Source organism: Streptomyces iranensis (assembly GCF_017874715.1).
GTDB classification, from domain to species: domain Bacteria; phylum Actinomycetota; class Actinomycetes; order Streptomycetales; family Streptomycetaceae; genus Streptomyces; species Streptomyces iranensis.
Map to the genome: position 1 here is coordinate 79,786 of NZ_JAGGLR010000002.1, position 24,300 is coordinate 104,085.

Below are 24,300 nucleotides of genomic sequence, written 5' to 3' on the forward strand. Positions count from 1 at the left end.
CGCGGGGCGGGGAGGAAATCGGTCGCCCGGCGGGCCGCGCGCTGCTAGCTTGCGGCCGTGGATCTCTTCTCACGCTCGTGGACGGCATTGCGCACGGCGGTCGCCGAGCTCCCGGACGAGGACTTCGCACGGCCCTCCGGCTGTGCCGGCTGGCTCGTCCGGGACCTGGTGTGCCACCTGGTCATCGACGCTCAGGACGTCCTGATCACCCTGGTGACCCCCACCGACGCGGAACCGACACGCGACGCGGTGACCTACTGGGAGGTGGCCGACACGCCACCGACCGGCGACGACCCGCTCGACGCGCTGATCGTCCGGCTGGCCGCCGCGTACGAGGACCCCTGGCTGCTGAAGTTCCACCTCGACGACGTGGGCTCCGCCGCCGGGCGCGCGGCCGGGCTCGCCGACCCGGCCCTCCGGGTCGGCACCCGCGATGTGGTGCTCACCGCGGGCGACTACCTCTCCGCGTACGTCATGGAGTGGACCCTGCACCATCTCGACCTGATCGCCCACCTCCCGGGCGTGGCGGAGCCTCCCGCCGAGAGCCTCGCCGGGGCGCGCGAGATGCTGGAGCGGATCGCCGGGGCGGCGTTCCCCGCGTCGTGGTCCGGCAAGGACACGCTGCTGGTCGGCACCGGGCGGCGGGCCCCGACCGCCGAGGAGCGGGCCGACCTGGGCGACCTGGCCGCGAAGCTCCCGCTCGTCCTCGGATAGCCCCGCGTTCTCCGGCCGCAGGCCGCAGGGCGCAGGGCGCGGAGCTCGGATCAGCGTGTGTCCCGGGCCGCCGGGTTGCCCTGGTGGGTGAAGGCGGCCCAGAAGTGGATGTGGTCGAGGTCGGTGCGGGTGGCCTCGCCGCGGAGTTCGCCGCGGAGGGCGGGCGGGGGCTCGCGGCGCGGGTTGAGCATCCAGAGCTGGGCGGCGCGCAGGGCGTCCACCGGGGCGAGGCCGTGTGTGGTGACGAAGTCGTGGAAGACGGCCATCATCAGGGCCGTCGGCGCGTCGTTCACGGCCCAGCGCGAGCCGATGACATCGGCCGCGCCACGGGCGACCAGGGCGGTGGACAGGGTCAGGGCCTCGTCGTGGTCGCGGGTGCTCAGGTCCGTCTCGCAGGCGCTGAGCACCACCAACGGGCCTGCCCCGCCCGGCTGTTGGGTGGCGGCGCCGTCCAGGATGCGGGCCACGGTCAGGCGTCCGGCCTCCTCGGGACCGGTCGGCGGGGCGGCGAGCCAGAGTGCCGAGCGCGTGGGGTCCGGACCGGCCAGGGCGTGGCAGCAGATGTGCAGAACGGCCACCGGTGAGCCGCCACCGGGCAGGGCGGCGAGGATGTCCTCGGGTGTCCCCGGGGCGTCGCTGACGTCGGCCGCGGGGAACTCGCCGTAGCGGAGGCCGTCCGGGTAGCAGGCCGTGTGCAGCGCCTCCGCCTCGATCTCGGCCCATACGAGGCTGAGTTCGGGGTCGGCGACCAGGACCTGCCCGGCGGTGGTGGGCAGCCGGTCCCGGGGCGCGGCCCGCAGGAACTCGGCGCCGGAGGGTGCGTAACTGAGCACCGCTTCCTCGCAGGCGTACCGGTGCTCGCGCCCGTTGGTCCCGTAAGGGGTGCGGGCCGCGTGCCAGGCGACCGCGCCGAGTGGCCCGCACGGCACCAGCACGATCCTGGGCGGCTGGTGGAGCGGGCCCACGGCGGCCAGGACGGGGCCCATCGCGGCGGGCCAGGCCCAGTCGCACAGCTCGCGCAACGCCGCTTCCCACTGCCCGTCCCACTCCGTCCGACGGCCCGGCTCGGCCGTGGCGCCGGCTGCCCCGGTACGCCGGGCGGTGACGTCGAGGTAGCGCTCCAGTGGCGGGCTGCCGGGGGTCAGCAGCGGCAGCTTCAGGACGGCGGGCCGTGCGCTGTCGGTGCCGGGGCGGACGACCAGGGCGAAGCCGGGCATGCCGGGGCGCTGCCCGGGGACGAGATAGACGAGCGCGTCGGTGCCGGAGGCGGTGAGACCGGCCCTCAGCGCCGGCAGGTCCGGGGGGCCGAGCAGCCGCCAGGCGTCCGCGCCGCTGCCCGCGCCCAGCGCCTCGAGTGCCCTGCGTCGCAGGGTGCCGGGGGTCCGCTGCCCGGTGGCCTGGCCCGGCGGCGCGGGCGTGGCGTCGGACTGGGTCGCGTCCGTGGCGACCTCGGCGCGCCACTGCCGGGCCAGGTCCGGGTGCCCCCGGGCTTCGAGGAGTTCGGGAATGCCACGGGACGCGGCGGCGGCCCGCAGCACCAGGGCCCGGCCCAGTTCCAGCGCGTTCACCGCGTCGGCCGGGCGGCCGCACACGGTGGTCCAGTAGGCCAGCCACAGCGCCTGTGCCGACCCGAAGCGGGCCACGGACAGGCCGTGCTCGGAGCCGAGTTGGAGCAGAACGTCGGCGGACACCCTGACCAGCGCCTCGCCTCGGGCGGCCAGGGCGGCCTCGCGGTCCGCGGTGGCGCGCGGACCGCCACGGTCGCGGCGCAGCCAGTGGGCCTCGGACAGCTGCGTCAGGGCGTCGGCGGTGTGCGGCAGGCCATCGCCCCGGACGATCAGCTCACGGACCCGGGACAGCTCGGTGATGCACAGGTCGAGCAGATCCGGGTCGTCGAGGTGGCGGGCCGTGTGCAGCAGGGCCCGGCCGAGCTGGTAGCGCGACCGGAGTTCCTGGTGGGGGGAGGGCTGCGGTCCCTCGATGATCCGATGGACCTCCGCGACGGCCTCGTCGGCGGCGTCCCGGCTGGGCTCGATCATGATCAGCTGGATCAGCGCGGAGGCGCGTACGGCCGGGAAGTACGGCGCGAGCATGGGGGCGAGCCCCCGCGGGTCGGTCTCCACCACCTCCCTCAGATACCCGGCCGCGGCGCGGAATCCGGCCGGGTCCTGGGTACGGGCGGCCTGTTCCTGATGGACCTCGGCCAGGACGCCGGCGAGGGCGAAGCGGTTCTCCTGGTCGGGCGGCAGGATCGCGTACAGGCCGGTCAACTCCTCGACCAGGCGCGGCAGCACGGTGGGGTCCCCACTGCGGCGGGCCAGGGCCAGCTCGTGCTGGGCGGCGAACACCACCGAGGTCAGCGTGTTCAGGGACGGCAGTGAGCCCTCGTCCTCATATACGGCGCGCAACTCCCTGGCCATGGTGAGCGCGGCGTCGGCGGCCTGGAGGCTGCCCCCGAGCACCGCCACCTCATGGAGCCGCCCGGCCATGCCGGCGGCCAGGGAACGGCGGGTGTTCGCGGCCCTCTCGCCGTCCCCGGACAATGTGTCGATCATCTCCCGGAGCCGTGCGGCGCTGGTCTCCAGGTGTGCCAGATCGCCGGTCTGGGACACCCGTACGGCATCGACCAGAGTGGCCAGCCGCTTCTCCAGACCGACGTACCCCGGGCCGCTGGGACGGTCGTCGGGATCCGGCCCCGGCTCCGCCATGGCCTCGTCCAGCTCGTCGAAGTCCATCGTGCCGGGCACCAGGAGGTTGGCCCACACCAGCAGGGCGGCGTGCAGCCTGGCGATGCGGGGCCGTTCGGGCGCGTGCGCCGACAGCTCCCGCAGAGCCCGCCGGGCGACGTCCGCGCCGCGCCGGACCTCCTGGGCCAGCGCCCGGGGGTCGCCCTCGCCCGACCCGAGCCCGGTCAGCAGCTCGCGCAGCGGGGCGAGGCCCGGCCGGTCCAGGCCCAGGGCCGCCACTTCCGCGTCGGCCTCCTCGGGGGAGTTCGTGGGGTGGTCCACGGCCCGGTAGAGCCACACCACGAGCTCCGTGAACCGCGGTATGTCGTCCGTGGCCCAGCGCAGCACGCCCTGGACGGCGTCGGCCAGCGGTTCGCCGCCGTGGCCACCACCACCACCGCCACCGCCACCGTCACCGCCACCGTCATCGCCGTCACCATCGCCGTGGCGTCGTTCCTCGTCCACCCCGCGTTCCTCCCCCGTGCCCGTCCCCCGTGTCCGAACCTCGCCCTCACGCCTCCGGCAGCACCCCCGGCCGGAACTTCTCCACGCCGGCCACGCGGTGGACATGGTGCGGCTCGATGTAGACCGCAACCCGCACCTCGCCGGGGGCCAGCCAGGGGAACGTCTCCGTGCCCAGGTACTTCTGCGCGAGACGGTCCATCACCCGTACGGCCGGATCGCCCTCGACGAAGCGGACGGCGCTGCCCCGGATCTCCACCCGGTGATACGGGTCCTCGGTGTCCATGCAGCACAGCGACACGCGGGGGTCACGCCGGAGGTTCTCCTCCTTAACCCGGCCCGCCGAGGTGTTGATCACCACCAGGCCGTCCTCCAGATCGGCCCACATCGGCGTCAACTGCGGTGAACCGTCCGGGTTCACCGTGGCCACCTGCCAGAACCGGGGTTCCCGAAGCCAAGTGCGTGTGATGTCGTCCAGCGTGGCAGCCATGCGGTCTCGCTCCTCTTTCGTAGGCCAAACCGTCAACGCATACCCTGACCACCGGGGTTCCGAACACCCGGGGTCAGGGAACCGCTGCCGCACACCACCGGCACTCCGTATGCTCACAGCATGATCGATGTGCCGCTCTCCGCGCTGGAAGTCGCCATGGTCCAAGCTGGTACGCGGGCCGTGGACACGCTGCGTGACACCACCGCCTTCGCCCAGCGCCTCGACGCCCTCGGCTACCGCCGACTCTGGTACGCCGAGCACCACCACTCCCCGGCCATCGGCGCGTTCCCGCCCGTGGTCCTGACCGCCCACGCGGCCGCGTCGACCTCGGCCATCCGGCTGGGCTCGGGAGGCGTACTGGCCCCCAACCACGCCCCCATCATGCTGGCGGAGCAGTTCGGCACCCTCGCCGCGCTGCACCCCGACCGGATCGACCTGGGCATCGGCCGCGGTCCCGGCACCTTCGACGAGGCCACGGCCCGAGCGCTGCGGCGTGGCGCCGGTCCGACGACGGACGACGAGTACCTGGACGATGTGGCGGCGACGCTGCGGTTCCTGGTCGAGGAGGTGGCGCTCGGCACGCTCCCGGAGCCGTGGCTGCTGGCCTCCAGCGACGCCGGTGCGGCGCTCGCCGCGCGGCTCGGCCTGCCCATGGCCTTCGCCCATCACATCCGCCCCGACAACACCCTTACCGCGCTCGACCACTACCGTGCGCACTTCTCCCCCTCCCCGTGGTGCGAGAGCCCCCGTGTGCTGGTGTGCGTGGAAACCATCTGCGCCAAGACCGAGGACGAGGCCAAGTGGCTGGCGGGCCCGATGAACGTCGTCAAGGCCGGGCTCCTCAAGGGCCACAGCGAGGTCCCGTTCCCCTCGCCCGAAGAGGCGTCGGAGCATCCGTTCACCGCGGAGGAGCGGGCGGGGGTCACGGCGTTCGGGGCCCATCAGGCGTACGGCACGCCCGAGACCGTCCTGCGGCGGCTGACGGAGGTGGCGAAGGCGACCGGCGCGGAGGAGCTGATGCTGGTCACACCGGTCTACGCGCCGGACGCCCGCCTGCGCAGCTACGAACTCGTCAAACGGCACGCCGCCACGCCGTAGGCGACTCACAAGAATCACACAAAGCCGCCTCCTACGGTTCGCGGCGACGTAGACGCACAACTCGTAGGAGGTTGCGCCATGTTCGGCAGTCGCCGTCCACGTGTCCTCGCCGCCCTGTGTGCGGCCCTGGCCGTCGCGATGTTGGCCTCGTGCAACAACAGAATGGGGGACACGGCCGAAGGTGCCACCTCTGACACCGACGCCTCGGCTTCCGGTAAGAAGCCCAACATCGTGTACGTCCTCACCGACGACCTGTCATGGAATCTTGTGAAGTACATGCCGCATGTACAGGAGATGCAGAAGAAGGGGATGACCTTCAGTAACTTCTTCGCCACCGACTCGCTGTGCTGCCCGTCGCGCACATCCATTCTCACCGGTCAATTCCCGCACAACACCGGTGTCTTCACCAACAACGGCGACGACGGCGGCTACCGCGCCTTTCTGAAGAACGGCAACGAAAAGAAGACCTTCGGGCCCGCGATGCAACGCGCCGGCTATCGCACCGGATTTATGGGCAAGTACCTCAACGGATACCAGCCGGGCGACAAGAACGGCACCGACAAGCCCTATGTGCCCGCCGGCTGGGACGAGTGGGACGTCGCCGGGGAGGGCTACCATGAGTACAACTACGAGCTGAACGAGAACGGCAAGGTCGTGCCCTATGGAAAGGCTCCCCAGGATTATCTGACGGACGTCCTGGCGAAGAAGGCCACCTCGTTCGTCGGCTCCTCGGCGGAAGAGAAGAAGCCGTTCATGCTGGAGGTGGCCACTTTCGCACCGCACGGCCCCTACACACCCGCGCCGCGCCACAAGGGCAAGTTCCCGGGGCTCAAGGCTCCGCAGACCGATGCCTATGACAAGGCGACCGTTAACGCGCCGGAATGGCAGCGCTCCTTGTCACCGCTGACGTCGAAGGAAAAGCAGGGGATCGACCGGAATTTCGCCAAGCGAGCGCGCTCGGTCCAGGCGGTCGACGAAATGATCGGTCAGCTGGAGAAGACGCTCGAGGACACGGGCCTGGCGGACAACACCTATATCGTGTTCGGGTCGGACAACGGCTTCCACATGGGCGAACACCGGCTCCGCACCGGAAAGCAGACCGCCTACGACACCGATATCAACGTGCCGCTGATGGTCACCGGACCCGATGTTCCGGCGGGTAAGAAGGTGTCCCAGCTCGCCGAGAACGTCGACCTCAACCCGACCTTCCAGGACCTCGCGGGCGTGGATTCGCCGTCGGGCGTGGACGGGCGCAGCCTGGGCGACCTGATGCACGGCCGGACCGAGGACGAGTGGCGCGATGCCGTCCTGGTCGAGCACCATAAGGCGGCGTCCAAGAAGGGCGATCCCGACGCGGCGCCCAAGAACGCCGGCGATCCACCGACCTACGCGGCGATGCGCACCGACGACTCCCTCTACGTCGAATACACCGATGGAGAGCGGGAGTTCTACGATCTGGACTCCGACCCCGAGCAGCTGACCAACCGGGAGGCGTCCCTCTCGGCCGAACAACGGGCCGCCATGCACCGCACCCTCACCGCGCTCCAGAAGTGCAAGGGCGCGGAGAGCTGCCAGGACGCGTCCCGGACCGAGAGCAACAGCGACAGCGGCAGCTAGCGGCAGCCCCGGCGTGGCGGACCCTCAACGGCCCGCTACGCCGGGGCATATGAACTCCACCCGGACCTCGTCGGCCAGCTTCAGCGCGCCCAGGAACGCGGTGTACGGCTTGATTCCCCAGGTGGACTGAGTGAAGGACGCCGAGCCGCGCAGCGTTCCGTCCGGATCGGCGCTCCCGTGCACCGTCACCGGGTGGGTCCGGCCCTTGATGGTGAGGTCGCCCGTGATCTCGAAGGACTGAGGCGTACCGGTGACGTGGGTGGAGCGGAAGGCGATCGTGGGGTGCTCCGCGGTGTGCAACTGCCCCTTGCCCTCCAGCGTCCGCTTGATGTCGGCCCGGTCGCCGTCGGTGAGTGGCTTCAGCCCGCCGGTCCCCTCGCGGACGTCCAGCGATCGCGTCTCGATCGTGACGCTCACCGACGACCGCTCAGGGGCGTCGGCCACGACCACCACTTCCCCGGACCACCGGGTGGCCTCGAGCGTCAGATCGTGCCCCGCCCTCCGGCCGAGCCCGGTACGGCTGGTCCTGATCAGCAGCCGGGCGTCCGGCGGGCCTATCCGATACGTTCCGTCACTCAGCGTCATAGCACTCACCTCAGTGTGCGAGAGCCGGGATGATACCGCCCGCGAGCACCGCTTCCCGCTGCCGGGGCGAGAGGCGGTGGCGGACGGTGTACTCCTCGTCCCGGGTCGCGTTGCGGACACGGAGGGTCGGTTCGCCGCCCGGGGCGAGGGCCTCGTGCAGACCGGAGACATGCAGCCGGTCGTCGGGGCCGATCCGGTCGTAGTCCGCGGGATCCTCGAATTCGAGCGGCAGCACACCGAAGTTGACCAGGTTCTGCCAGTGGATGCGGGCGTAGGACTTGGCGATGACGGCTCGCAGGCCGAGGTAGCGCGGGGCGATGGCGGCGTGTTCGCGGGACGAGCCCTGCCCGTAGTTCGCACCGGCGACGATGAGATGCCCGGTGTCCTCGCGGACCGCCTCGGCGCGCCGCGGGTAGTCGGGGTCCAGCCGGATGAGGGTGAATCCCGCCAGCTTGGGGATGTTGGAGCGGTAGGGCAGGGCGGCCGCCCCGGCCGGGGAGATCTCGTCGGTCGAGACGTCGTCACCGGCCTTGAGGAGTACGGGGCCGTGAATGCAGTCCGGCAGCGGATCCAGCTCCGGCAGCGCGGAGATGTTGGGGCCGCGTACCAGTTGGACGCGCGCGGCCTCGTCCGGTGGCAGCGGTGGTTCCAGCATGGCGTCGTTGTTCGACGGCGGGTCGGGCGCCTCCGGCGTGGGAGGGGCCGCCGCCGAGACGCGCTCGGCCCAGTCGCGCGGATCCGCGATGGCGCCGGTCAGCGCGGAGGCCGTGGCGGTCTCCGGTGAGCACAGCCACACCGCGTCGTCCGCGGTGCCGGAGCGACCGGGGAAGTTGCGCGGGAAGGTGCGCAGGGAGTTGCTTCCCGTGGCCGGGGCCTGCCCCATGCCGATGCAGCCCAGACAGCCCGACTGATGGATACGGGCACCGGCGGCGATCAGGTCGAACGTCGCGCCGCGGCGCGTCAGGTCCTGGAGGATCTCGCGGGATGTCGGGTTGACGTCGAAGCTCACCCCGGCCGGGATCTGGCGCCCGGCCACCATGGCGGCCGGGACGGCGAAGTCGCGGAATCCGGGGTTGGCGGAGGAGCCGATGACGGCCTGGGCGATGGGCTCCCCGGCGGCCTCCCTGACCGGCACGACGTTTCCCGGAGAGGTGGGCCGCGCGATGAGCGGCTCCAGTGACGACAGGTCGATCTCCTCATCGAGGTCGTAGGAGGCGTCCTCCTCCGCGGTGATCCCGACGAAGTCATCGCCGCGCCCCACCCCGTCGAGGAAGCCGCGCACCGCCCCGTCCGAGGGGAAGACGGTGGTGGTGGCGCCGAGTTCCGCCCCCATGTTGGCGATGACGTGGCGGTCCATCGCGGTGAGGGAGGCCAGACCGGGGCCGTGGTACTCCAGGACACGATGGACGCCGCCCTGCACCCCGTGACGGCGCAGCAGCTCAAGGATCACGTCCTTGGCGCTGACCCACGGAGGCAGCTCCCCGGTCAGCCGGATGCCCCAGACCTCCGGCATGGTGAGGTGGAGCGGCCGTCCGGCCATGGCGAGCGCCACTTCCAGGCCGCCGGTGCCGATCGCCAGCATGCCCAGGGAACCGGCCGCGCAGGTGTGTGAGTCGGAACCGGCCAGCGTCTTGCCGGGGGCGCCGAAGTGGTGCATATGGGTCGGGTGGGAGACGCCGTTGCCGGGTTTGGAGAACCACAGGCCGAAGCGGCGGGCGGCCGAGCGCAGGAAGAGGTGGTCCTCGGCGTTGCGCTCGTCGGCCTGGAGGATGTTGTGGTCGACGTACTGGACGCTGGCCTCGGTACGGACCCGGTCCAGGGCCAGCGCTTCCAGCTCCTGCATCACCAGCGTGCCGGTGGCATCCTGCGTCAGCGTCTGGTCCACCCGCAGCGCGATCTCCTCCCCCGGCTCCATCCGGCCGGACAACAGATGGTCATCGATGAGCCGCTGGGTCACGGTGCCGTGCGCACGGGCACGGGGCAGATCCATGTGCCACCGCCTTCCGGGCGGAGCGTCCGGACGCTCCGGGCGCCCCAGTCGGGTACCCGGTCCACGCCGCGTCATCTTTATTCCTGGCTCTTGACTAAAATCGGCAGGCATCCCCATGCTGTGGTCATGCCAACCAGCTCCGAGAACAGGCTGCCCATCCACAGACGCACATTGCTGGCCGGAGTCGCGGGTTCCCTGGGCGTGGCGGCGGGGCTGCCCGCGGCCGCCGCCCAGGCATCGCCCCAGGAGGCCGCCGCGATGCGGCGGTACCCGTCGAACTGGCCCGAACCCGACCCTTACGGCCTCGCGGACACCCGCCCGGACCTGTGGCCGCGCAAGGACAACTCCTTCATCCTCCCGCTCGAGCCGCGCCCCCGCGACCGGGAGCGCGGCCTGGTCTGGATGCGGGACACCTACGTCAACTGCTTCGTCGTGGACGGCCGTCCGGTCTACGTGGCCACGGGCACCACCCGCGTGCCCGGACTCACCGCCGCCGCCCCGTGGAACGACGGCATCTTCGTATGGGTGGCCCCGTCCCTGCGGGGCCCCTGGAAGCTGGTCGACACGACCGGCATCCGGCCCGGCGCCGAGCGGGGCAAGGTGTGGTCGCCCGAATTCGCCGGCGAGAACCGGCCCGGACGCACCGTCGTCGCCCCGTGGCAGGAGTACTGGTACGACGAGCGGTTCGGCAAGCGGGGCGAGGTCTGGGCCCCTGAGCTGCACCACTTCCGCGGCACCTGGTACATCGTGGCGTGCATGGGCGACCACTCCCGGAAGGTCGGGTCGTTCCTGCTGGTGAGCGAGGGTGGCATCGAGGGCCCGTACCGGCTCGCCGAGGGCAACCTCGACAAGCCCTTCGGCGACCCGGCCATCGGGGGGCCGGACTTCATCGAGCCCGGCGCGTACCACCACATCGACGGCGGCCTCTTCTCCGAGGGCGACGACGCGTGGCTCGTGCTGCACAACAACCTGTACGCGAGGTTCCGGGACGACATGGAGGACATCGTCCCGACGAGCGGCCTCCCGACGTTCCGGCAGCGGCCCTACTCCCCCGAGCCGTATCTCGAGGGTGCGTACGTGTTCAAGTACGGGGGCTCGTACTACCTCCTCCAGGCCGCGTGGAACCGGACGTCGGCCAATCCCGACGGCAGCACCCGCTACGCCTACGACCCACCCGGTCCGGGCCGCGTCCAGTACCACTACGACGCCGTCATCGCCGTCTCGGACCGCTTCGAGGGGCCGTACTCCAAGCGGTGGACCGCGGGTGTCGGCGCCGGCCACAACAACGTCTTCGAGGACCACGGCGGACGCCTGTGGGCCACGTTCTTCCGCAATCCGAACTTCGGCTACTGGTCCGACCCGGCGCGCATCGGCGACGCCGCCGTGCCCGGTGTCGTCCGGCTGGAGTGGACCGGCCCCGAGGGCCGTCGGCTGTACGTCCGGCGCCGCCGGTGGTGAACGGCGGGCCCGTCGCCCGGGTGGAGGGGCCCGGGTGGCGGGGCCCGGGTGGCGGGCGCCGGCAGCATGTCGACCGGGATCCATTCCTGGGCCCCGGCGTCCGGCTCCGGTGTGCTCGTCAGCGCCCGTCGCCGTCGTTGATCACGCTCGTGGTGTCGTCGGCGGCGTCGTTCGTGTCGTCCTCGCCCTCCTCCAGCAGGCCCGCCGCCGCGCCCACGATGCGCGGGTCGGGGGTGCCGACGACCTCCTCGTCCTTGTCGGAGTAGTCGAAACGCGCGAGCACACTGCGCATCGCCTCCACCCGCGCCCGCTTCTTGTCGTTGCTCTTGACCACCGTCCAGGGCGCGTACTCCGTGTCCGTCTGGTGGAACATGGCGACCTTCGCGGCGGTGTAATCGTCCCAGCGGGCCAGCGAGGCGAGGTCCATCGGGCTGAGCTTCCACTGCCGTACGGGATCCACCTGGCGGATCGTGAAGCGGGTGCGCTGCTCGCTCTGGGACACCGAGAACCAGAACTTCACCAGGTCGACACCGTCGTCCACGAGCATCCGCTCGAAGAGCGGCGCCTGGCGCATGAAGCGCCGGTACTCGTCCTTCGAGCAGAAGCCCATGACCCGCTCGACACCGGCCCGGTTGTACCAGGACCGGTCGAAGAGCACGATCTCACCCGCGGTCGGCAGATGCTCCACGTACCGCTGGAAGTACCACTGGCCGCGTTCGCGCTCCGTCGGCTTCTCTAGCGCCACGACCCGCGCGCCACGCGGGTTGAGGTGCTCGGTGAAGCGCTTGATGGTGCCGCCCTTGCCGGCCGCGTCCCGACCCTCGAAGGCGATGACGAGTCGGCGTCCGGTCTCCTTGATCCAGCGCTGCAGCTTCAGCAGTTCTATCTGCTGGAGCCGCTTGTGCCACTCATACTCCTTGCGCGCCATGCGGTGCGCGTAGGGATAGTTCTCCCGCCAGGTGTCGACCGGGCTTCCGTCCGGCCGGATGAGCACGGGGTCGTCGTGGTCGCTGTAGTCGACCGTCAGATCGGCCAGATCGGCCAGCTCAGCCAGCTCGGACAGCGAGGGCGGCGTTGTCATGCGGTCCTGCCTTTCCGTTTCTCAGTGGAACTGCGGCACGATCAGGTAGATCCCGTAGACCACCACCGCCGCGCACGCCACGAAGCACAGTCCGGCCTGGGTGAGGCCCAGGGCCGAGCCGGTGCCGCTCTCCTCACGGGCCGCCTCCACGCGGGCGACGCCCAGGACACCGAGTGCGAAGACGGTGACCACGGCAACGGTGACGCCGATGCTCACCGCGGTGACCTGGCCGAGTGCGGTCCAGTCGAGATGCATCGTTCCAACCCTCCGGAAGTCGAGGACTTATGCGGCCGTGCCGACCTTGGCCGGCGGCTCGTTGCGGATGGTGACCTCGTGGGCGTCGTTGACGTTCTGCGCGTCCACGGGGTTACGGCGGGAGAGGAGCACGATGCCCCCGGCGAGGGCCGCGCCGATCAGCGCGACGACCGCAGCGCCGATGTTTCCGCCGTTCGTGACCACGCTCGCGGAGACGCCGCCGACCAGCGCGGCGGCGGGCAGGGTGACCATCCAGGCGATCACCATGCGGCCCGCGACGCCCCAGCGCACCTCCGCCAGCCGTCGGCCCAGACCCGCGCCGAGGATGCTGCCGGAGGCCACCTGGGTGGTGGACAGGGCGAAGCCGAGGTGGGCGGAGGTGAGGATGACGGTCGTGGAGGCGGTCTCGGCGGCGAAGCCCTGCGGGGACTGGATCTCGGTCAGCCCCTTCCCCATGGTGCGGATGATCCGCCAGCCGCCCAGGTAGGTGCCGAGGCCGATGGCGAGACCCGCGGAGGCGATCACCCACAGCGGCGGACCGGCGTCGTGGCCGAGGGCGCCCGTCGAGATCAGGGTCAGCGTGATGACGCCCATGGTCTTCTGCGCGTCGTTGGTGCCGTGGGCGAGCGAGACGAGCGAGGCCGAGGCGATCTGACCGGCCCGGAAGCCCTTGGTCACGGACTTCTTACGGGCCCGGTCGGTGAGCCGGTACGCGAGGTAGGTGGCCAGCAGCGCGGCGATCCCGGCCACGACCGGCGAGGCCACCGCCGGTATCAGCACCTTCTCGACAACCTTGTCGAAGTGCACGCCGTGCGAGCCCGCACCGACCCACACGGCCCCGATCAACCCGCCGAACAGGGCGTGCGACGAGCTCGACGGCAGCCCGACCAGCCAGGTCAGCAGATTCCAGAGGATCGCCCCGACCAGCCCCGCGAAGATCATGCCTGGGGTGACCAGGGAGTCGTCGACGATGCCACCGGAGATGGTCTTGGCGACCTCGGTGGACAGGAAGGCACCGACGATATTGAGGATCCCGCTCACCAGAACCGCGGTTCTGGGGGTGAGTGCGCCGGTGGCGATGGAGGTCGCCATGGCGTTGGCCGTGTCATGGAATCCGTTGGTGAAGTCGAAGGCGAGCGCCGTGACGATGACGACCGCCACCAAGAAGGTGATGTGGTCCATTCCTGCATGCAAACAAGGCCAGGCCAATGCCCGGCGAACTCGAGGCAAAGGCAGTACAAGGACAGCGCGGGCAGGTCGTGGGAATCGTTGTCAGCGCGGCATAACCCTGGTGGATCACCTACTTCACCCGGTCGGACCCTGCCGCGCGGCCGCGCGCCACGGGTCCGGCGACCGTTGAGGAGCCACAGCCCTCAAGGGAAGCGAGGACACCATGGCGGCGTCTCCGGCTCTCGGCTCCGGACGCGGACGGCTCCGGGCACATGGGCGGATCCGGGCACGCGCCGTGGCGGCCGGGTGTGCCCTCGTGGTGTGCGGGGCGGTGGCGGCCCCGGCCGCGGCCGCGGCGGAGGACGATGCGGCGGGCCGTAAGCCCACGGTGGTCCTGATCCACGGCGCGTTCGCGGACGGCTCCAGCTGGAACGGTGTCATCGAACGGCTGGAGCGCCGTGGCTACCCCGTCTTCGCCCCCGCCAACCCGCTGCGCGGCCTCGCCACCGACTCCGCCTACATCGCGTCCGTCCTGGACAGCGTCAAGGGCCCGATCGTGCTGGTGGGCCACTCCTACGGCGGCGCGGTCATCAGCACGGCCGCGGCGGGGAACTCCCGGGTGAAGTCGCTGGTGTACGTGTCCGCCCTGATGCCCGACAAGGGGGAGAGCGGGCAGTCGCTGGCCGCCCGGTTCCCCAGCGAGCTCGCCACCGCCACCAAGGCGGTGCCCTACCGGGCCGGTGGCGGTGTGCGGGGTACGGACCTGTACCTCAAGCGGGACAAGCTCCACCGGGTCTTCGCCGCCGACCTGCCGACCGGTACGGCGAAACTGCTGGCGGTGACCCAACGGCCCGCCACGACGGCCACGTTCTCCGAGAAGGCCAAGGTGGCGGCGTGGCGGCAGATCCCGTCCTGGTTCCTCGTCGCCCGGCAGGACAAGACCATCAACCCCCGGCAGGAGCGCTTCGAGGCCAAGCGCGCCCACTCTCACACCGTGGAGATCAACTCCTCCCACGTGGCCATGATCGCCCACCCCCAGGCGGTCACCGACCTCATCATCAAGGCCGCCACGGCCACCGGTTCGGCCCGGCCGTCGCCCGCGGCCAACCCCTCCGACTCCCGCGCCCGTGCGGAGTCCCGGCCCGCCGACACGGCCGCCGCATGGGTGACCGCGGGCGCGGCGGCGCTGCTCCTGGGCGGTGGCGCCCTCCTCGTCGGCCGCCGTCGACGCCGGCGCCCGCGCTGACCGACTGCTGACCGCCTGCTGACCGACCGCCGACCGACCGCCGACCGACGGCGGAAGACCGCCGACGACTGTCCGGCGAGCGGGCGCGAACCCCTACAGCCATCCCCGTTCGCGGGCGATCCGCGCCGCCACATGGCGGTTCTCCGCGCCGAGTTTGGCCGCGGCGGCGGACAGGTAGTTACGCACCGTCCCGGGGGACAGCGCGGCGCGGGACGCGATCTCCGCCACCGGTGCCCCGTCCTCGGCCAGCGACAGCATTTCCGCCTCGCGGGCAGTGAGGGGCGACTCGCCCGCGGCGATCGCGTCCGCCGCCAGTTCGTGGTCCACGTAGCGGCCGTCCCTGTGCACCGTACGGATGATCTCGGCCAGTCGCCGCGCGGACACCGTCTTCGGCACGAAGCCGCGCACACCCGCCGCCAGCGCCTGCCTCAGCGCCCCGGCCCCGGCGTGGCTGGTGACGATCATCGAGGCGCACTCCGGCATCTCGTCGCGCAGCCGCGCCGCCACCGAAACCCCGTCACGTCCGGGCATCCGCATGTCCAGCACGGCCACGTCGGGGCGGTGCGCCCGAGCCATGGCCAGTGCCTCGTCGCCCGATGCGGCCTCCGCCACCACGGTGATGTCGTCCTCCAGCGCGAGGAGGGAGGCGAGCGCGCCCCGGATGAGGTGTTCGTCGTCCGCCAGCAGAACCCTGATCATTCGCCCGCCTCCCACGGAATCCTCGCGGTCAGGCGGAAGGTCCCGTCCGGGCGCCGTTCGGTGGCCAGGGTGCCGTCCACCTCGGCCAGGCGCTCGCGCAGCCCCGGCAGGCCGCTGCCGGTGCCCGGTCGGGGGTCCGCGTCCACCCCGTCGTTCTCCATCAGCAGTGCCACCGAGCCCGCGACCGTGGCGCGCACCGACACCTCGCAGCGGGACGCGCCCTGTGCGTGGCGGAGCACATTCGTCGTCCCCTCGCGGACCACCCAGCCGAGCGCCGTCTGCGTCTGCTCGGGCAGCCGCGCCGCCGGGCCGTTCTCGATCCGGCAGTCGATCCCGGCCGCCTCCAGCACGGACCGGGCCCCGGCCAGTTCGGCGTGCAGATCGGCGGTGCGGTAGCCGCGTACCACCGCGCGGATCTCCCGCTGTGACTCCTGCGCGATCCGCTGCACCTCCTCCATCTGGGCCACCGCTTCCTCCCGGCCCCGCCGGGCCAGCTCCACCGCGAGCTCGCTCTTCAGCGCCACCACCGCGAGGTTGCGGCCCAGCACATCGTGCAGATCGCGGCCGAAGCGCAGCCGCTCCTCCGCCACGGCGAGGCGGGCCTGCGTCACCCGCGCCCTGGCCAGCTCCTCGATCAGCCGCACGCTCCACCCCGAGACCCGTAGCGCGGTGGCCATGAACGGAACGATGAGCAACGTGGCGCCGATCACGAGGGCCAGCGGCTCGCCCGACAGCCCGCTTGCCACCGCCGCGCCGAGCGCCGCCACCGGCACCGCCCCGACCACCATCGCCCCGGCGCGACGCGGCAGCGCCAGCATCGGCGGACCGGCGTAGTACATCAGCAGCCAGACCAGATACGACGCCAGGTTCCCGTCATGGATGCGTCCGGCGGCCAGCAGCGCACACCCCAGGGCGGCCATGACCACGGTGACGGCGACGTACAGCGCGACCAGCCAGACCGGGCGCGGTCCGGCGCCGAGGTAGTGGAGCAGGGCGGCCCGGGAGAGCCGCCCCTGGACGGCGACGTGCACCGTGCCCACGCCCGCCACCAGGGCCGACCCGAGCGGACCGGCTTCCGTCGTCGCGATCCAGAACACCCACAGCGCCGCCTCGGTGGCGGCGAGGAAGACGACGGTGGCGAGGGTGTAGCGGCGGTAGCGCTCGGGGCCGTCCGGGCCCCCGAACCGCTCCACCCAGTCATCCACGCTCATGCTCATCGTCTCCACTTCGGCTCCGCCGTCCTCAACCTCGCGGTCCCCAGCGGAACCACCGGCGTACACCGAACACTGCCAGGCCCGTCCAGGCCAGCGCGAGGAGCGCCGCCCGGAGCTGGTCCACACCGTCCAGGCCGCCCGTCCAGCCGCCCCTCAGCAGGTCCATCACCGGCGAGAACGGCAGCCAGGCGGCGATGTCGGCCAGCATGTCCGGCATCACCTCACGCGGCGCGTAGACCCCGGAGGCGGTCATGGTCACCAGCAGGAAGGGCAGGAACGTCAGCTGTGCGCTCTCCGCGGTCCGGGTGAACGCCGCCGTCAGCGCTCCCGCGGCCACCAGCATCGCCACGCCGACGAGCAGGCCGAACACCGCCAGGTGCGGGGCGGCGGGCGCGTCCGCGTCCAGGAACACGGTCATCCCGATCGCCAGCAGCAGGGACTGCACGAGCGCCAGCAGGAACGCCGGGAGGGCGTTGCCGACGAGGATCTCCCAGTCGCGCACCTCACCGCTGCGCAGCCGCTTCAGTACGAGGGTCTCGCGGCGCAGCACATACACGCCGACCAGGTTCGTGTAGACGGAGAAGAACAGCGCCATCGCCAGCGCGGCGGGCAGCATGACGGTGGCCACGGACAGGCCGGTGCCGCCCAGGTCCAGCTGGTTGACCACACCGCGCATCGCGAAGGCCATGATGCTCGGCAGGACCACCGCGGTGACCAGGGCCGCCTTGCTGCGTACCAGCAGCGTCAGCTCGGCGCGGCCGAGGGCGGCCAGGCGGTCCATGGCGGTGACCCGGGTGGGCGTGGCCGCGTGCGTGCGTCCCGTACGGGCTGCTGACGTCGTCATCGTGCCCCCTCGCTCTCCAGGCCCTTCGCGATCTCCATGAACGCCTCCTCCAGCGTGGCCGACCGCGCGTCGAACCCGCGCAGCGCCACGTCCTTGTCCCGGGCCCACAGCAGCAGCTCCGTCGCCGTGCGCTGGAGATCGGCGGTCTCCAGCTTGACCGTCCGCCCGGTGTTCTCCTGCTTGGTCACCCCCAGCGGTGCCAGCGGTGGCAGATCGCCGAGGAAGTAGTCCGTGGGCAGCTCGAAGCTCATCCGCGAGGGCCGTTCGGAGACCACGTCGGCAACCCGTCCCGAGGTGGCGATCCGCCCGGCGTGCATGATCGCCAGCCGGTCGGCCAGCTGCTCCGCCTCCTCCAGGTAGTGGGTGGTGAGCAGCACCGTCGTGCCCTGCTCCTTGAGCTCCCGGATCAGCTCCCAGGTCTCGTGGCGGGACTGCGCGTCCAGGCCGGTCGTGGGCTCGTCCAGGAACAGCACCTCCGGCCGCCCCAGCAGGGCCAGGGCGAGATCGAGACGGCGGCGCTCGCCACCCGAGAGCTGCTTGACCCGCACCGCCCGCCGCTGGGTCAGCCGGGTCAGCTCCAGGGCCTCGGCCACGGGGCGGGCGCCGCTGGTGCACCCCGCCCACATGCGCGCGGTCTCGGTGACCGTGAGCTCGGTCGGGAAGCCGCCCTCCTGGAGCATCACCCCGATACGGGGACGGACGGCGGCGCGGTCGCGGTACGGGTCGCCGCCGAGCACCCGCACGGTCCCGGAGGTGGGGGTGGCCTGCCCCTCCAGGACCTCGAGGGTGGAGGTCTTACCGGCCCCGTTGGTCCCCAGGAGCGCGAAGAGCTCGCCACGGGCGACCGTGAGATCGACGCCGCGCACGGCCTCGAATCCCTGGTAGTGCCGCCGCAAGTCGGCGGTTTCGATAACGGTGTCCATGCCTTCCAGGTTTCCGGCACGGCGGGGCCGGGAGGAGTGCGGCATGTCATGAGTCCGCATGACAGATGTCATACGGACTCATGAGATGGCGTCAGGCGGGCTCATGGCATGGCGTCAGAGGCCCCGGACGGCGTCGGTGAGCGCCTGGTCGAGGATGGCGACACCGCGGGCGATCTCGTCGTCGCTCGCGGTCAGCGGGGGCGCGATCCGGAAGGTACCGCCCATGCCGGGCAACTGGACGATGTTCATGTGCAGCCCGAGCTCGAAGCAGCGCCGGGTGACGGCCGCGCCGAGCCGGTCGGCGCCACCGGCGCCCAGTACCTGGTCGCCGACCAGCTCCATCCCCAGCAGCAGTCCGCGGCCGCGGACGTCCCCTACGACATCGTGGCGGGTGGCGAGCTCATGGAGCTGACCGCGCAGTGCCGTGCCGAGTTCGCGCGCCCGCTTGTCGAGGTGGTCGCGGACCAGGACGTCGAGGACGGTGTTGCCGACGGCGGCCGGCAGCGGATCGCTCGCATGGGTGGTGAAGAACAGGAACCCCCGGTCGTACGCCTGCTGCTCGATCTCCGGGCTGGTCAGCACGGCGGCCAGCGGGAGCCCGGCGCCGAGCGTCTTGGACAGCGTGAGGATGTCCGGCACGACACCGTCATAATCGAAGGCGTACCAGTCGCCGGTGCGGCACAGCCCGGTCTGGGCCTCGTCGAGGATCAGCAGCATGTCCCGCTCCCGGCACTTCTGGGCCAGGGCGGCGAGATAGCCCGGCGGGAGCTCGATGACGCCGCCGGAGCTGAGGATCGGCTCGACCAGGCAGGCGGCGAGGCTGCCCACCGACTGGGCGTCGATGAGGTCGAAGCCCAGGTCGAGCTGGCGGCGCCAGTCGAGGACGCCCTCGGCGTCGACGATGTCGGGGTGGAAGCGGTCCGGTACCGGCAGCGCGAAGTTGCCGGGCGCGGCGGGTCCGTAGCCCTTGCGCCCGGCGCTGTAGGTGGCGTTCGAGGCGGCCTGGGTCATGCCGTGCCAGGACCGGGCGAACGAGACGATCTCATGGCGGCCGGTGACGAGTTTCGCCAGCCGCACCGCGGCCTCGTTCGCCTCCGCCCCGGTCGTGAGGAGCAGCGCCTTCTCGAGGGGGTCGGGCAGGGTCTCGGCGAGCCGCCGGGTGAGGTCGATGACCGGGCGGCTGAGCATGCCGCTGTGCAGATGATCGAGGTGGGCGACCTGCTCGCGCACCGTGGCGACGATCTCCGGATGTGAGTGGCCGAGGATCGCACTCATCTGGCCGGAGGTGAAGTCGAGCAGCTCGCGGCCGCTCTCGGTGAACACCGAGGTGCCCGCGGCGCGGGCGATGACCTCGGGGGTGAACGCGGCTCGGCCGGAATAGCGGATGAGGTGGCGCTCCATGGCGCCACCGGCTGTCTCGGGATCCATACGAACGACGTTAGGGATGCGCCACTGCGCGCGTCCATCGCACAGATCCGACCGTTCTGTTCGCCAGAACCGGACAGCGGAACCGTAGAATCGCCCCCATGCTCAACTCGGGTCGGCTGCGGCTGCTCAGCCTGCTGGAAACCCTGGGCACCGTCCGCGCGGTCGCGGAGACGCTGCACCTGAGCGCGTCGACGGTGTCCCAGCAACTGGCGGTCCTGGAGACCGAGACCCGGTGCCGGCTGATCGAGCGGACCGGTCGGAAGGTGCGGCTGACCCCGGCCGGACTGCTGCTGGCCCGCCGGGGCCGGGAGATCCTGGACCAGATGGCGGAGGCCGAGGCCGAGCTGCACGCCCTGAACGACGAGCCCATCGGCACCGTACGGCTCGGGGCGTTCCAGAGCGCGATCTACACCTTCGCGGTCCCGGCGGCGACGCGCCTGGCCACCACCCATCCGCGGCTGCACCTCGAACTGATCGAGCTGGAGCCGCACGAGGGCGGACCGGCCCTCCGCTCGGGCGAGGCGGACGTCATCGTCACCACCACCGACTACGCCGGCCTCTCGTGGGGCGCGGACCTCGAGATCATCCCGCTCGGAACCGACCCGATCGTGCTGGTGCTGCCGCGCGACCACCCGCTCACCAGCCGTACGACGGTGAACCTCGCGGCGTGCGCGGAGGAGACCTGGGCGTGTGACCGACCGCAGTCGTACATGGCGGATCTGACCGTACGGCTGTGCCGTGAGTCGGGGTTCGAACCCCGGGTGGCCTGCCGGTTCAGCAACTATCTGATGCTGCTGCGACACGTCGAGTCGGGCCGGTCGATCACCCTGCTGCCCGCGCTCGCCATCACCCCGGACCACGCCGTCGCCACCCGCGAGCTCAGCACACCGGTGCACCGCAACATCACCATCGCGGTGCGGCGCGGCACGACGCAGCGCGCCGCGGTGAACGCGGTCGTGGCGGCCCTGCGCGACCACCCCGAGATCCCGGCCCTGTCCGCCCCGGACCAGCGGAGCCGGCACCCCGCCCGGGACCGCTGACGGCCGGGCGCCCGGGGCAGGCGGGGCGTGATACTTTCAGGGCCGCCGTGCGCTGCCGCGAACCGAGGAGGTGAGACCGATCAACGCTGTGACAGATCGGGCCTCCTTCTCCCGCATGGCCTGGGGAGTGCCCGTAAAAGGCATCCCGAAAGGCTTGCTACGCAATGCGCTTCAGCTCTGAAACGTCGTCCGACGGTGTCCGCGAACAGCTCTTCACCCTCGGTGAGATACCCGGCGTGCTGTGGACGCCGGAAGGCGCCGCCGGTGCCCGGCCCCTGATCCTGCTGGGGCACGGCGGCGGCCAGCACAAGAAGGCCCCGGACATCCTCGCTCATGCACACCGCCTTGTGGCCGAGTGCGGTTTCGCGGCGGTGGCGGTCGATGTGCCCGGACACGGCGACCGGCCACCGCACGAGGAGTACGACCGGATCGCCACCGAGAACCAGGCACGTGTGGCGGCCGGAGCGGAACTGGCCCCGCTCATCGCCGAGTTCCAGGCGCTCGTGGCCCGCCGGACCGTCCCGGAATGGCAGGCGGTCCTGGACGCGGTGCGGCAACTCGATCACGTCGGCACCGGTCCGGTGGGCTACTGGGGGGTCTCGCTGGGCTGCGGCCTCGGCGTTCCGTTCGTCGCCGCCGAACCCCGGGTCCGCGCGGCGGTGCTGGGCCTGGGCGGGGCCTTGGCCTCGGCCGGGGCCGCCGCGCGGATCACCGTCCCGGTGGAGTTCCTGGTGCAGTGGGACGACGAGCGGGTGCCGCGTGACCAGAGCCTGGCGCTGTTCGACGCCTTGGCCTCGGCCGAGAAGACACTGCACGCCAACCCCGGCGCACACGCGGAGATCCCGGCCTTCGAGCTGGACAGCACGCTGAGGTTCTTCGCCCGCCATCTCGCCTGAGACCTCCGGCCCCCTGGCGAGGGCCGGCCTCAGATGAGCCGCGCGTACTCGCGGAACTCCCAGTCGGTGACGTACCGCTGGAACCTGGCGAGTTCGTCCCGCTTGAAGGTGAGGAAGGCGTCGACGAAGGGTTTGCCGAGGGCGTCGGTGAGCTGGTCGTCGCCTTCCAGGGCGTCGAGGGCCTGGCCGAGGTCGGTCGGCAGCAGGGTGGCGGTGCCCCTGTCGCGGCCCTCGCCGGTCATCGGCGGCGGGGGCTCCTCGGCGGCGGCGATGCCCAGATGGGCGGCGGCGAGCAGACCGGCGATGGCGAGATGGGGGTTGGCGGTGGCGTCGCCGAGGCGCGCCTCCAGGCGGGCGGCGCCACCGCGCTCGGGCGGGACGCGCACCAGGGCGTTGCGGTTGTCCAGGCCCCAGTTGACCAGCCAGGGGGCCGCGGTGTCCGGGCCGAAGCGCTTGTACGAGTTGACGGTGGGGTTGAGCAGCGCGGAGAGCGCGGGGGCGTGGGCGAGCACTCCCGCCAGGGCGTGGCGCGCCGAGGCGGACAGCCCGTACGGCTCCCGGGGCGCGTCGAAGACGTTGCGCCCGTCCGCGTCCACGAGGGACAGATGGACATGGAACCCCGAGCCGCCTCCGTCGTTGAACGGCTTGGCCATGAACGTGGCCAACCGGCCCTCCGCATGGGCGAGTTCCTTGATCGCCGCCTTGAAGCGAAAGGCCCGGTCCGCGGCGTCCAGCGCCTCCGAGTGGCTGAGGTTGATCTCGAACTGGCCGCTGTCGAACTCCCGGTTGCCGCCGCTGACGTCGAGCCCGAGCGCGTGCAACGCCCGGAGGGTGCGCAGGAGGTGCCGGTCCGGGTCGCCCCTGCGGCCGGTCGTGTAGACATGGCCGGGGGCGGGGGCGTAGCGCCGCCAGCCGACGGGCGAGTCCGGGTCCGGGTCGAGCAGGACGTACTCCAGCTCCGGGCCCACGACCGCGGTCAGATTCGCGTCGAGCAGCCGGCCGATGACCTGACGCAGCAGGTCCCGTGGCGATTCGGGCACGGGCAGTCCGGTGGCCGGGTCCCGGATGTCGCCGATGCACCAGGCCACGCCCGGCTCCCACGGCAGGGCGACGAGCGTGGTCAGGTCGGGGCGGACGAGGAAGTCCGGCATACCGGCCTCGAGGCCGCCGGGGATGTACGAGTGATCGCCCAGCGCCGCGGTGTGGTACACGGCCCGGCTGAAGGCGAGGCCGTGGCCGACCGCGTGGGGCAGATGGTGCAGCAGGATGTCCCGGCCGCGGTCGGAGCCCATCATGTCGGGATAGGCGACGCGTACGACGTCGATGCCCTCGGCCGCGAGCGCCTCGGTCCTCCGGTGGACCCGGTCGGCTGTCTCGGCGCTCAATGGTCGCTCCCTGGAAGTGGGCCGGACGGTGTGTTCCGTTCCGGCCCCGTGCGCTGTCCTGGCCCCCGAGGGCGCCGGAATTATTTGATGCCAAACGAGAGGCCCACACGATACGAGGCGACCGGGCCGTCCACAAGGGCTGCCGCGATACGGCCCGTGCGCGGCCGCCCGCAGGCCGGGACGCGGCCGGCACCCGGCCCCGGACGCGGCCGCCACTCAGCTCCAGGCGCCGCCGTCGCCCGGCACCCGGCGCGCCCGGGGCTACATTTGAGCGCGAACGAATCACCCGGCGGCCCAGGCCGCCCGAAGCCGAGGAGGATCCACCGTGGCCGGGCGCCGCCGATCCATCGCCGAGACCGAACAGGCCGTCCAGGAACGACTGGGCGGCTTCGAGTTGCAGCGTGAACAGATGGCCGCCGTCGCCAATATCCACCGTGCCGCCGCGGCCGTCCGCCAGCACCTGGAGAACTCCGCGCTGCGCCCGCACGATCTGACCTGGACCGGCTTCGTGGTGCTGTGGGTGCTGTGGATCTGGGGCGAGGCCGAGACCTGGTCGGTCGCGGAAGAGGCGGGCATCTCCAAGGGGACGCTGACCGGGATCGCGCGCACCCTGGAGTCGCGTCACCTCGTGGCCCGCGCGTCCCACCCGGAGGACGGGCGGCGCGTACTGCTCTCGCTCACGCCCGAGGGCGAGGAGCTCATGGAGCGCCTCTTCCCCGCGTTCAACGCCGAAGAGGCGTTCGTCGCCACGCCGCTGAGCGCCGAGGAGTGCCTGCGGCTCGCCAACGGGCTGCGCGCGATCGTGGCGCAACTGGAGGAGCACGGCGAGGAGCGCCGACGGCAGCTGCTCGGCGGAAGGGATCTCGCCCCGCGACGTTCGGGCCGCCGCTCCCGCCAGTGACCACACCCCGGACACCTCCCCAGGAGCGGCTGTCCAGGCCCCCCAGCCCCCCCGGCCGCCGAGGCGACCTTGACCCGG

The 24,300-nt window shown here is 71.8% G+C and carries 21 protein-coding genes; 8 read left to right on the forward strand and 13 right to left on the reverse strand.

Annotation, left to right across the window (positions count from 1 at the left end):
- The first annotated feature begins 57 nt into the window (after positions 1–57).
- Positions 58–714, forward strand: a complete 657-nt coding sequence (locus J2Z30_RS03975) for a maleylpyruvate isomerase N-terminal domain-containing protein (protein ID WP_044579017.1) — start codon at positions 58–60, stop codon at positions 712–714.
- A 50-nt stretch (positions 715–764) separates the two neighbouring features.
- Here J2Z30_RS03975 and J2Z30_RS51275 read toward each other — a convergent pair whose 3' ends face one another.
- On the reverse strand, positions 765–3,905 hold the full coding sequence (locus J2Z30_RS51275) for a CHAT domain-containing protein (RefSeq protein WP_308279713.1): 3,141 nt from the start codon (positions 3,903–3,905) through the stop codon (positions 765–767).
- Between the two features lie 46 nt (positions 3,906–3,951).
- Positions 3,952–4,392 carry a PPOX class F420-dependent oxidoreductase gene (locus tag J2Z30_RS03985; protein WP_044579016.1) on the reverse strand — a complete coding sequence of 147 codons (441 nt, stop codon included), beginning with the start codon at positions 4,390–4,392 and terminating at the stop codon, positions 3,952–3,954.
- A gap of 120 nt (positions 4,393–4,512) precedes the next feature.
- On the opposite strand from J2Z30_RS03985, the gene J2Z30_RS03990 reads away from it, so the two are divergent.
- On the forward strand, positions 4,513–5,490 hold the full coding sequence (locus tag J2Z30_RS03990; RefSeq protein ID WP_044579015.1) for an MsnO8 family LLM class oxidoreductase: 978 nt from the start codon (positions 4,513–4,515) through the stop codon (positions 5,488–5,490).
- A 78-nt stretch (positions 5,491–5,568) separates the two neighbouring features.
- Positions 5,569–7,107: a sulfatase family protein gene (locus J2Z30_RS03995; protein WP_044579013.1), complete on the forward strand. Its 1,539-nt coding sequence runs from the start codon at positions 5,569–5,571 to the stop codon at positions 7,105–7,107.
- 24 nt (positions 7,108–7,131) lie between these two features.
- On the opposite strand, the gene J2Z30_RS04000 is transcribed toward J2Z30_RS03995, so the two are convergent.
- Entirely contained in the window at positions 7,132–7,692 is a 561-nt protein-coding gene (locus J2Z30_RS04000) for a YceI family protein (protein WP_044579010.1), read from the reverse strand.
- A 10-nt stretch (positions 7,693–7,702) separates the two neighbouring features.
- Positions 7,703–9,682 carry an aconitate hydratase gene (locus J2Z30_RS04005; RefSeq protein ID WP_044579008.1) on the reverse strand — a complete coding sequence of 660 codons (1,980 nt, stop codon included), beginning with the start codon at positions 9,680–9,682 and terminating at the stop codon, positions 7,703–7,705.
- A gap of 126 nt (positions 9,683–9,808) precedes the next feature.
- On the opposite strand from J2Z30_RS04005, the gene J2Z30_RS04010 reads away from it, so the two are divergent.
- Entirely contained in the window at positions 9,809–11,140 is a 1,332-nt protein-coding gene (locus J2Z30_RS04010) for a family 43 glycosylhydrolase (RefSeq protein WP_044579006.1), read from the forward strand.
- Positions 11,141–11,258: 118 nt separating this feature from the next.
- Here the strand turns inward: J2Z30_RS04010 and ppk2 are convergent, their stop codons facing one another.
- The 3 genes from ppk2 to J2Z30_RS04025 are packed head-to-tail and all read right to left on the reverse strand — an operon-like array spanning position 11,259 to position 13,658.
- Positions 11,259–12,221, reverse strand: a complete 963-nt coding sequence (gene ppk2, locus J2Z30_RS04015; RefSeq protein ID WP_044579004.1) for a polyphosphate kinase 2 — start codon at positions 12,219–12,221, stop codon at positions 11,259–11,261.
- 21 nt (positions 12,222–12,242) lie between these two features.
- Positions 12,243–12,476 carry a hypothetical protein gene (locus J2Z30_RS04020; RefSeq protein WP_044579002.1) on the reverse strand — a complete coding sequence of 78 codons (234 nt, stop codon included), beginning with the start codon at positions 12,474–12,476 and terminating at the stop codon, positions 12,243–12,245.
- A 27-nt stretch (positions 12,477–12,503) separates the two neighbouring features.
- A complete protein-coding gene (locus J2Z30_RS04025) occupies positions 12,504–13,658 on the reverse strand; it encodes an inorganic phosphate transporter (protein ID WP_044579000.1) in 1,155 nt (384 codons plus the stop codon).
- Positions 13,659–13,869: 211 nt separating this feature from the next.
- Between J2Z30_RS04025 and J2Z30_RS04030 the strand changes: the two genes are divergently transcribed.
- A complete protein-coding gene (locus J2Z30_RS04030; protein ID WP_063791008.1) occupies positions 13,870–14,892 on the forward strand; it encodes an alpha/beta fold hydrolase in 1,023 nt (340 codons plus the stop codon).
- A gap of 93 nt (positions 14,893–14,985) precedes the next feature.
- On the opposite strand, the gene J2Z30_RS04035 is transcribed toward J2Z30_RS04030, so the two are convergent.
- From J2Z30_RS04035 to J2Z30_RS04055, 5 genes are all read right to left on the reverse strand, one after another.
- On the reverse strand, positions 14,986–15,591 hold the full coding sequence (locus J2Z30_RS04035; RefSeq protein ID WP_044578998.1) for a response regulator transcription factor: 606 nt from the start codon (positions 15,589–15,591) through the stop codon (positions 14,986–14,988).
- Entirely contained in the window at positions 15,588–16,802 is a 1,215-nt protein-coding gene (locus J2Z30_RS04040) for a sensor histidine kinase (protein ID WP_245387583.1), read from the reverse strand. Before J2Z30_RS04040 ends, J2Z30_RS04035 begins: the two co-directional genes overlap by 4 nt.
- A gap of 31 nt (positions 16,803–16,833) precedes the next feature.
- Complete coding sequence (locus tag J2Z30_RS04045) at positions 16,834–17,649, reverse strand: ABC transporter permease (protein ID WP_044578996.1); 816 nt, start codon at positions 17,647–17,649, stop codon at positions 16,834–16,836.
- Positions 17,646–18,572 (reverse strand): ABC transporter ATP-binding protein, encoded by a 927-nt coding sequence (locus J2Z30_RS04050; RefSeq protein ID WP_044578994.1) that lies wholly within the window; start codon positions 18,570–18,572, stop codon positions 17,646–17,648. The genes J2Z30_RS04045 and J2Z30_RS04050 overlap by 4 nt, the downstream gene beginning before the upstream one ends.
- A gap of 114 nt (positions 18,573–18,686) precedes the next feature.
- Positions 18,687–20,000: an aspartate aminotransferase family protein gene (locus J2Z30_RS04055; RefSeq protein WP_044578992.1), complete on the reverse strand. Its 1,314-nt coding sequence runs from the start codon at positions 19,998–20,000 to the stop codon at positions 18,687–18,689.
- Positions 20,001–20,098: 98 nt separating this feature from the next.
- On the opposite strand from J2Z30_RS04055, the gene J2Z30_RS04060 reads away from it, so the two are divergent.
- Positions 20,099–21,040, forward strand: a complete 942-nt coding sequence (locus J2Z30_RS04060) for a LysR family transcriptional regulator (RefSeq protein WP_044578990.1) — start codon at positions 20,099–20,101, stop codon at positions 21,038–21,040.
- Between the two features lie 164 nt (positions 21,041–21,204).
- Positions 21,205–21,936 (forward strand): dienelactone hydrolase family protein, encoded by a 732-nt coding sequence (locus tag J2Z30_RS04065; protein ID WP_044578988.1) that lies wholly within the window; start codon positions 21,205–21,207, stop codon positions 21,934–21,936.
- 29 nt (positions 21,937–21,965) lie between these two features.
- Here J2Z30_RS04065 and J2Z30_RS04070 read toward each other — a convergent pair whose 3' ends face one another.
- Positions 21,966–23,321: a glutamine synthetase family protein gene (locus J2Z30_RS04070; RefSeq protein ID WP_044578985.1), complete on the reverse strand. Its 1,356-nt coding sequence runs from the start codon at positions 23,319–23,321 to the stop codon at positions 21,966–21,968.
- Positions 23,322–23,646: 325 nt separating this feature from the next.
- Here J2Z30_RS04070 and J2Z30_RS04075 point away from each other — a divergent pair, with 325 nt between their 5' ends.
- A complete protein-coding gene (locus tag J2Z30_RS04075) occupies positions 23,647–24,222 on the forward strand; it encodes a MarR family winged helix-turn-helix transcriptional regulator (protein ID WP_044578982.1) in 576 nt (191 codons plus the stop codon).
- Positions 24,223–24,300 lie beyond the last annotated feature (78 nt).

Coding starts and splice junctions, on each gene's coding strand:
- J2Z30_RS04055 (WP_044578992.1), bottom strand. CDS start 20,000: ATGGATCCCGAGACAGCCGGTGGCGCCATGGAGCGCCACCTCATCCGC.
- J2Z30_RS04035 (WP_044578998.1), bottom strand. CDS start 15,591: ATGATCAGGGTTCTGCTGGCGGACGACGAACACCTCATCCGGGGCGCG.
- J2Z30_RS04065 (WP_044578988.1), top strand. CDS start 21,205: ATGCGCTTCAGCTCTGAAACGTCGTCCGACGGTGTCCGCGAACAGCTC.
- J2Z30_RS04040 (WP_245387583.1), bottom strand. CDS start 16,802: ATGAGCGTGGATGACTGGGTGGAGCGGTTCGGGGGCCCGGACGGCCCC.
- J2Z30_RS03995 (WP_044579013.1), top strand. CDS start 5,569: ATGTTCGGCAGTCGCCGTCCACGTGTCCTCGCCGCCCTGTGTGCGGCC.
- J2Z30_RS04020 (WP_044579002.1), bottom strand. CDS start 12,476: ATGCATCTCGACTGGACCGCACTCGGCCAGGTCACCGCGGTGAGCATC.
- J2Z30_RS04030 (WP_063791008.1), top strand. CDS start 13,870: ATGGCGGCGTCTCCGGCTCTCGGCTCCGGACGCGGACGGCTCCGGGCA.
- J2Z30_RS04045 (WP_044578996.1), bottom strand. CDS start 17,649: ATGACGACGTCAGCAGCCCGTACGGGACGCACGCACGCGGCCACGCCC.
- ppk2 (WP_044579004.1), bottom strand. CDS start 12,221: ATGACAACGCCGCCCTCGCTGTCCGAGCTGGCTGAGCTGGCCGATCTG.
- J2Z30_RS04050 (WP_044578994.1), bottom strand. CDS start 18,572: ATGGACACCGTTATCGAAACCGCCGACTTGCGGCGGCACTACCAGGGA.
- J2Z30_RS03985 (WP_044579016.1), bottom strand. CDS start 4,392: ATGGCTGCCACGCTGGACGACATCACACGCACTTGGCTTCGGGAACCC.
- J2Z30_RS04010 (WP_044579006.1), top strand. CDS start 9,809: ATGCCAACCAGCTCCGAGAACAGGCTGCCCATCCACAGACGCACATTG.
- J2Z30_RS04060 (WP_044578990.1), top strand. CDS start 20,099: ATGCTCAACTCGGGTCGGCTGCGGCTGCTCAGCCTGCTGGAAACCCTG.
- J2Z30_RS04000 (WP_044579010.1), bottom strand. CDS start 7,692: ATGACGCTGAGTGACGGAACGTATCGGATAGGCCCGCCGGACGCCCGG.
- J2Z30_RS03990 (WP_044579015.1), top strand. CDS start 4,513: ATGATCGATGTGCCGCTCTCCGCGCTGGAAGTCGCCATGGTCCAAGCT.
- J2Z30_RS04005 (WP_044579008.1), bottom strand. CDS start 9,682: ATGGATCTGCCCCGTGCCCGTGCGCACGGCACCGTGACCCAGCGGCTC.
- J2Z30_RS04025 (WP_044579000.1), bottom strand. CDS start 13,658: ATGGACCACATCACCTTCTTGGTGGCGGTCGTCATCGTCACGGCGCTC.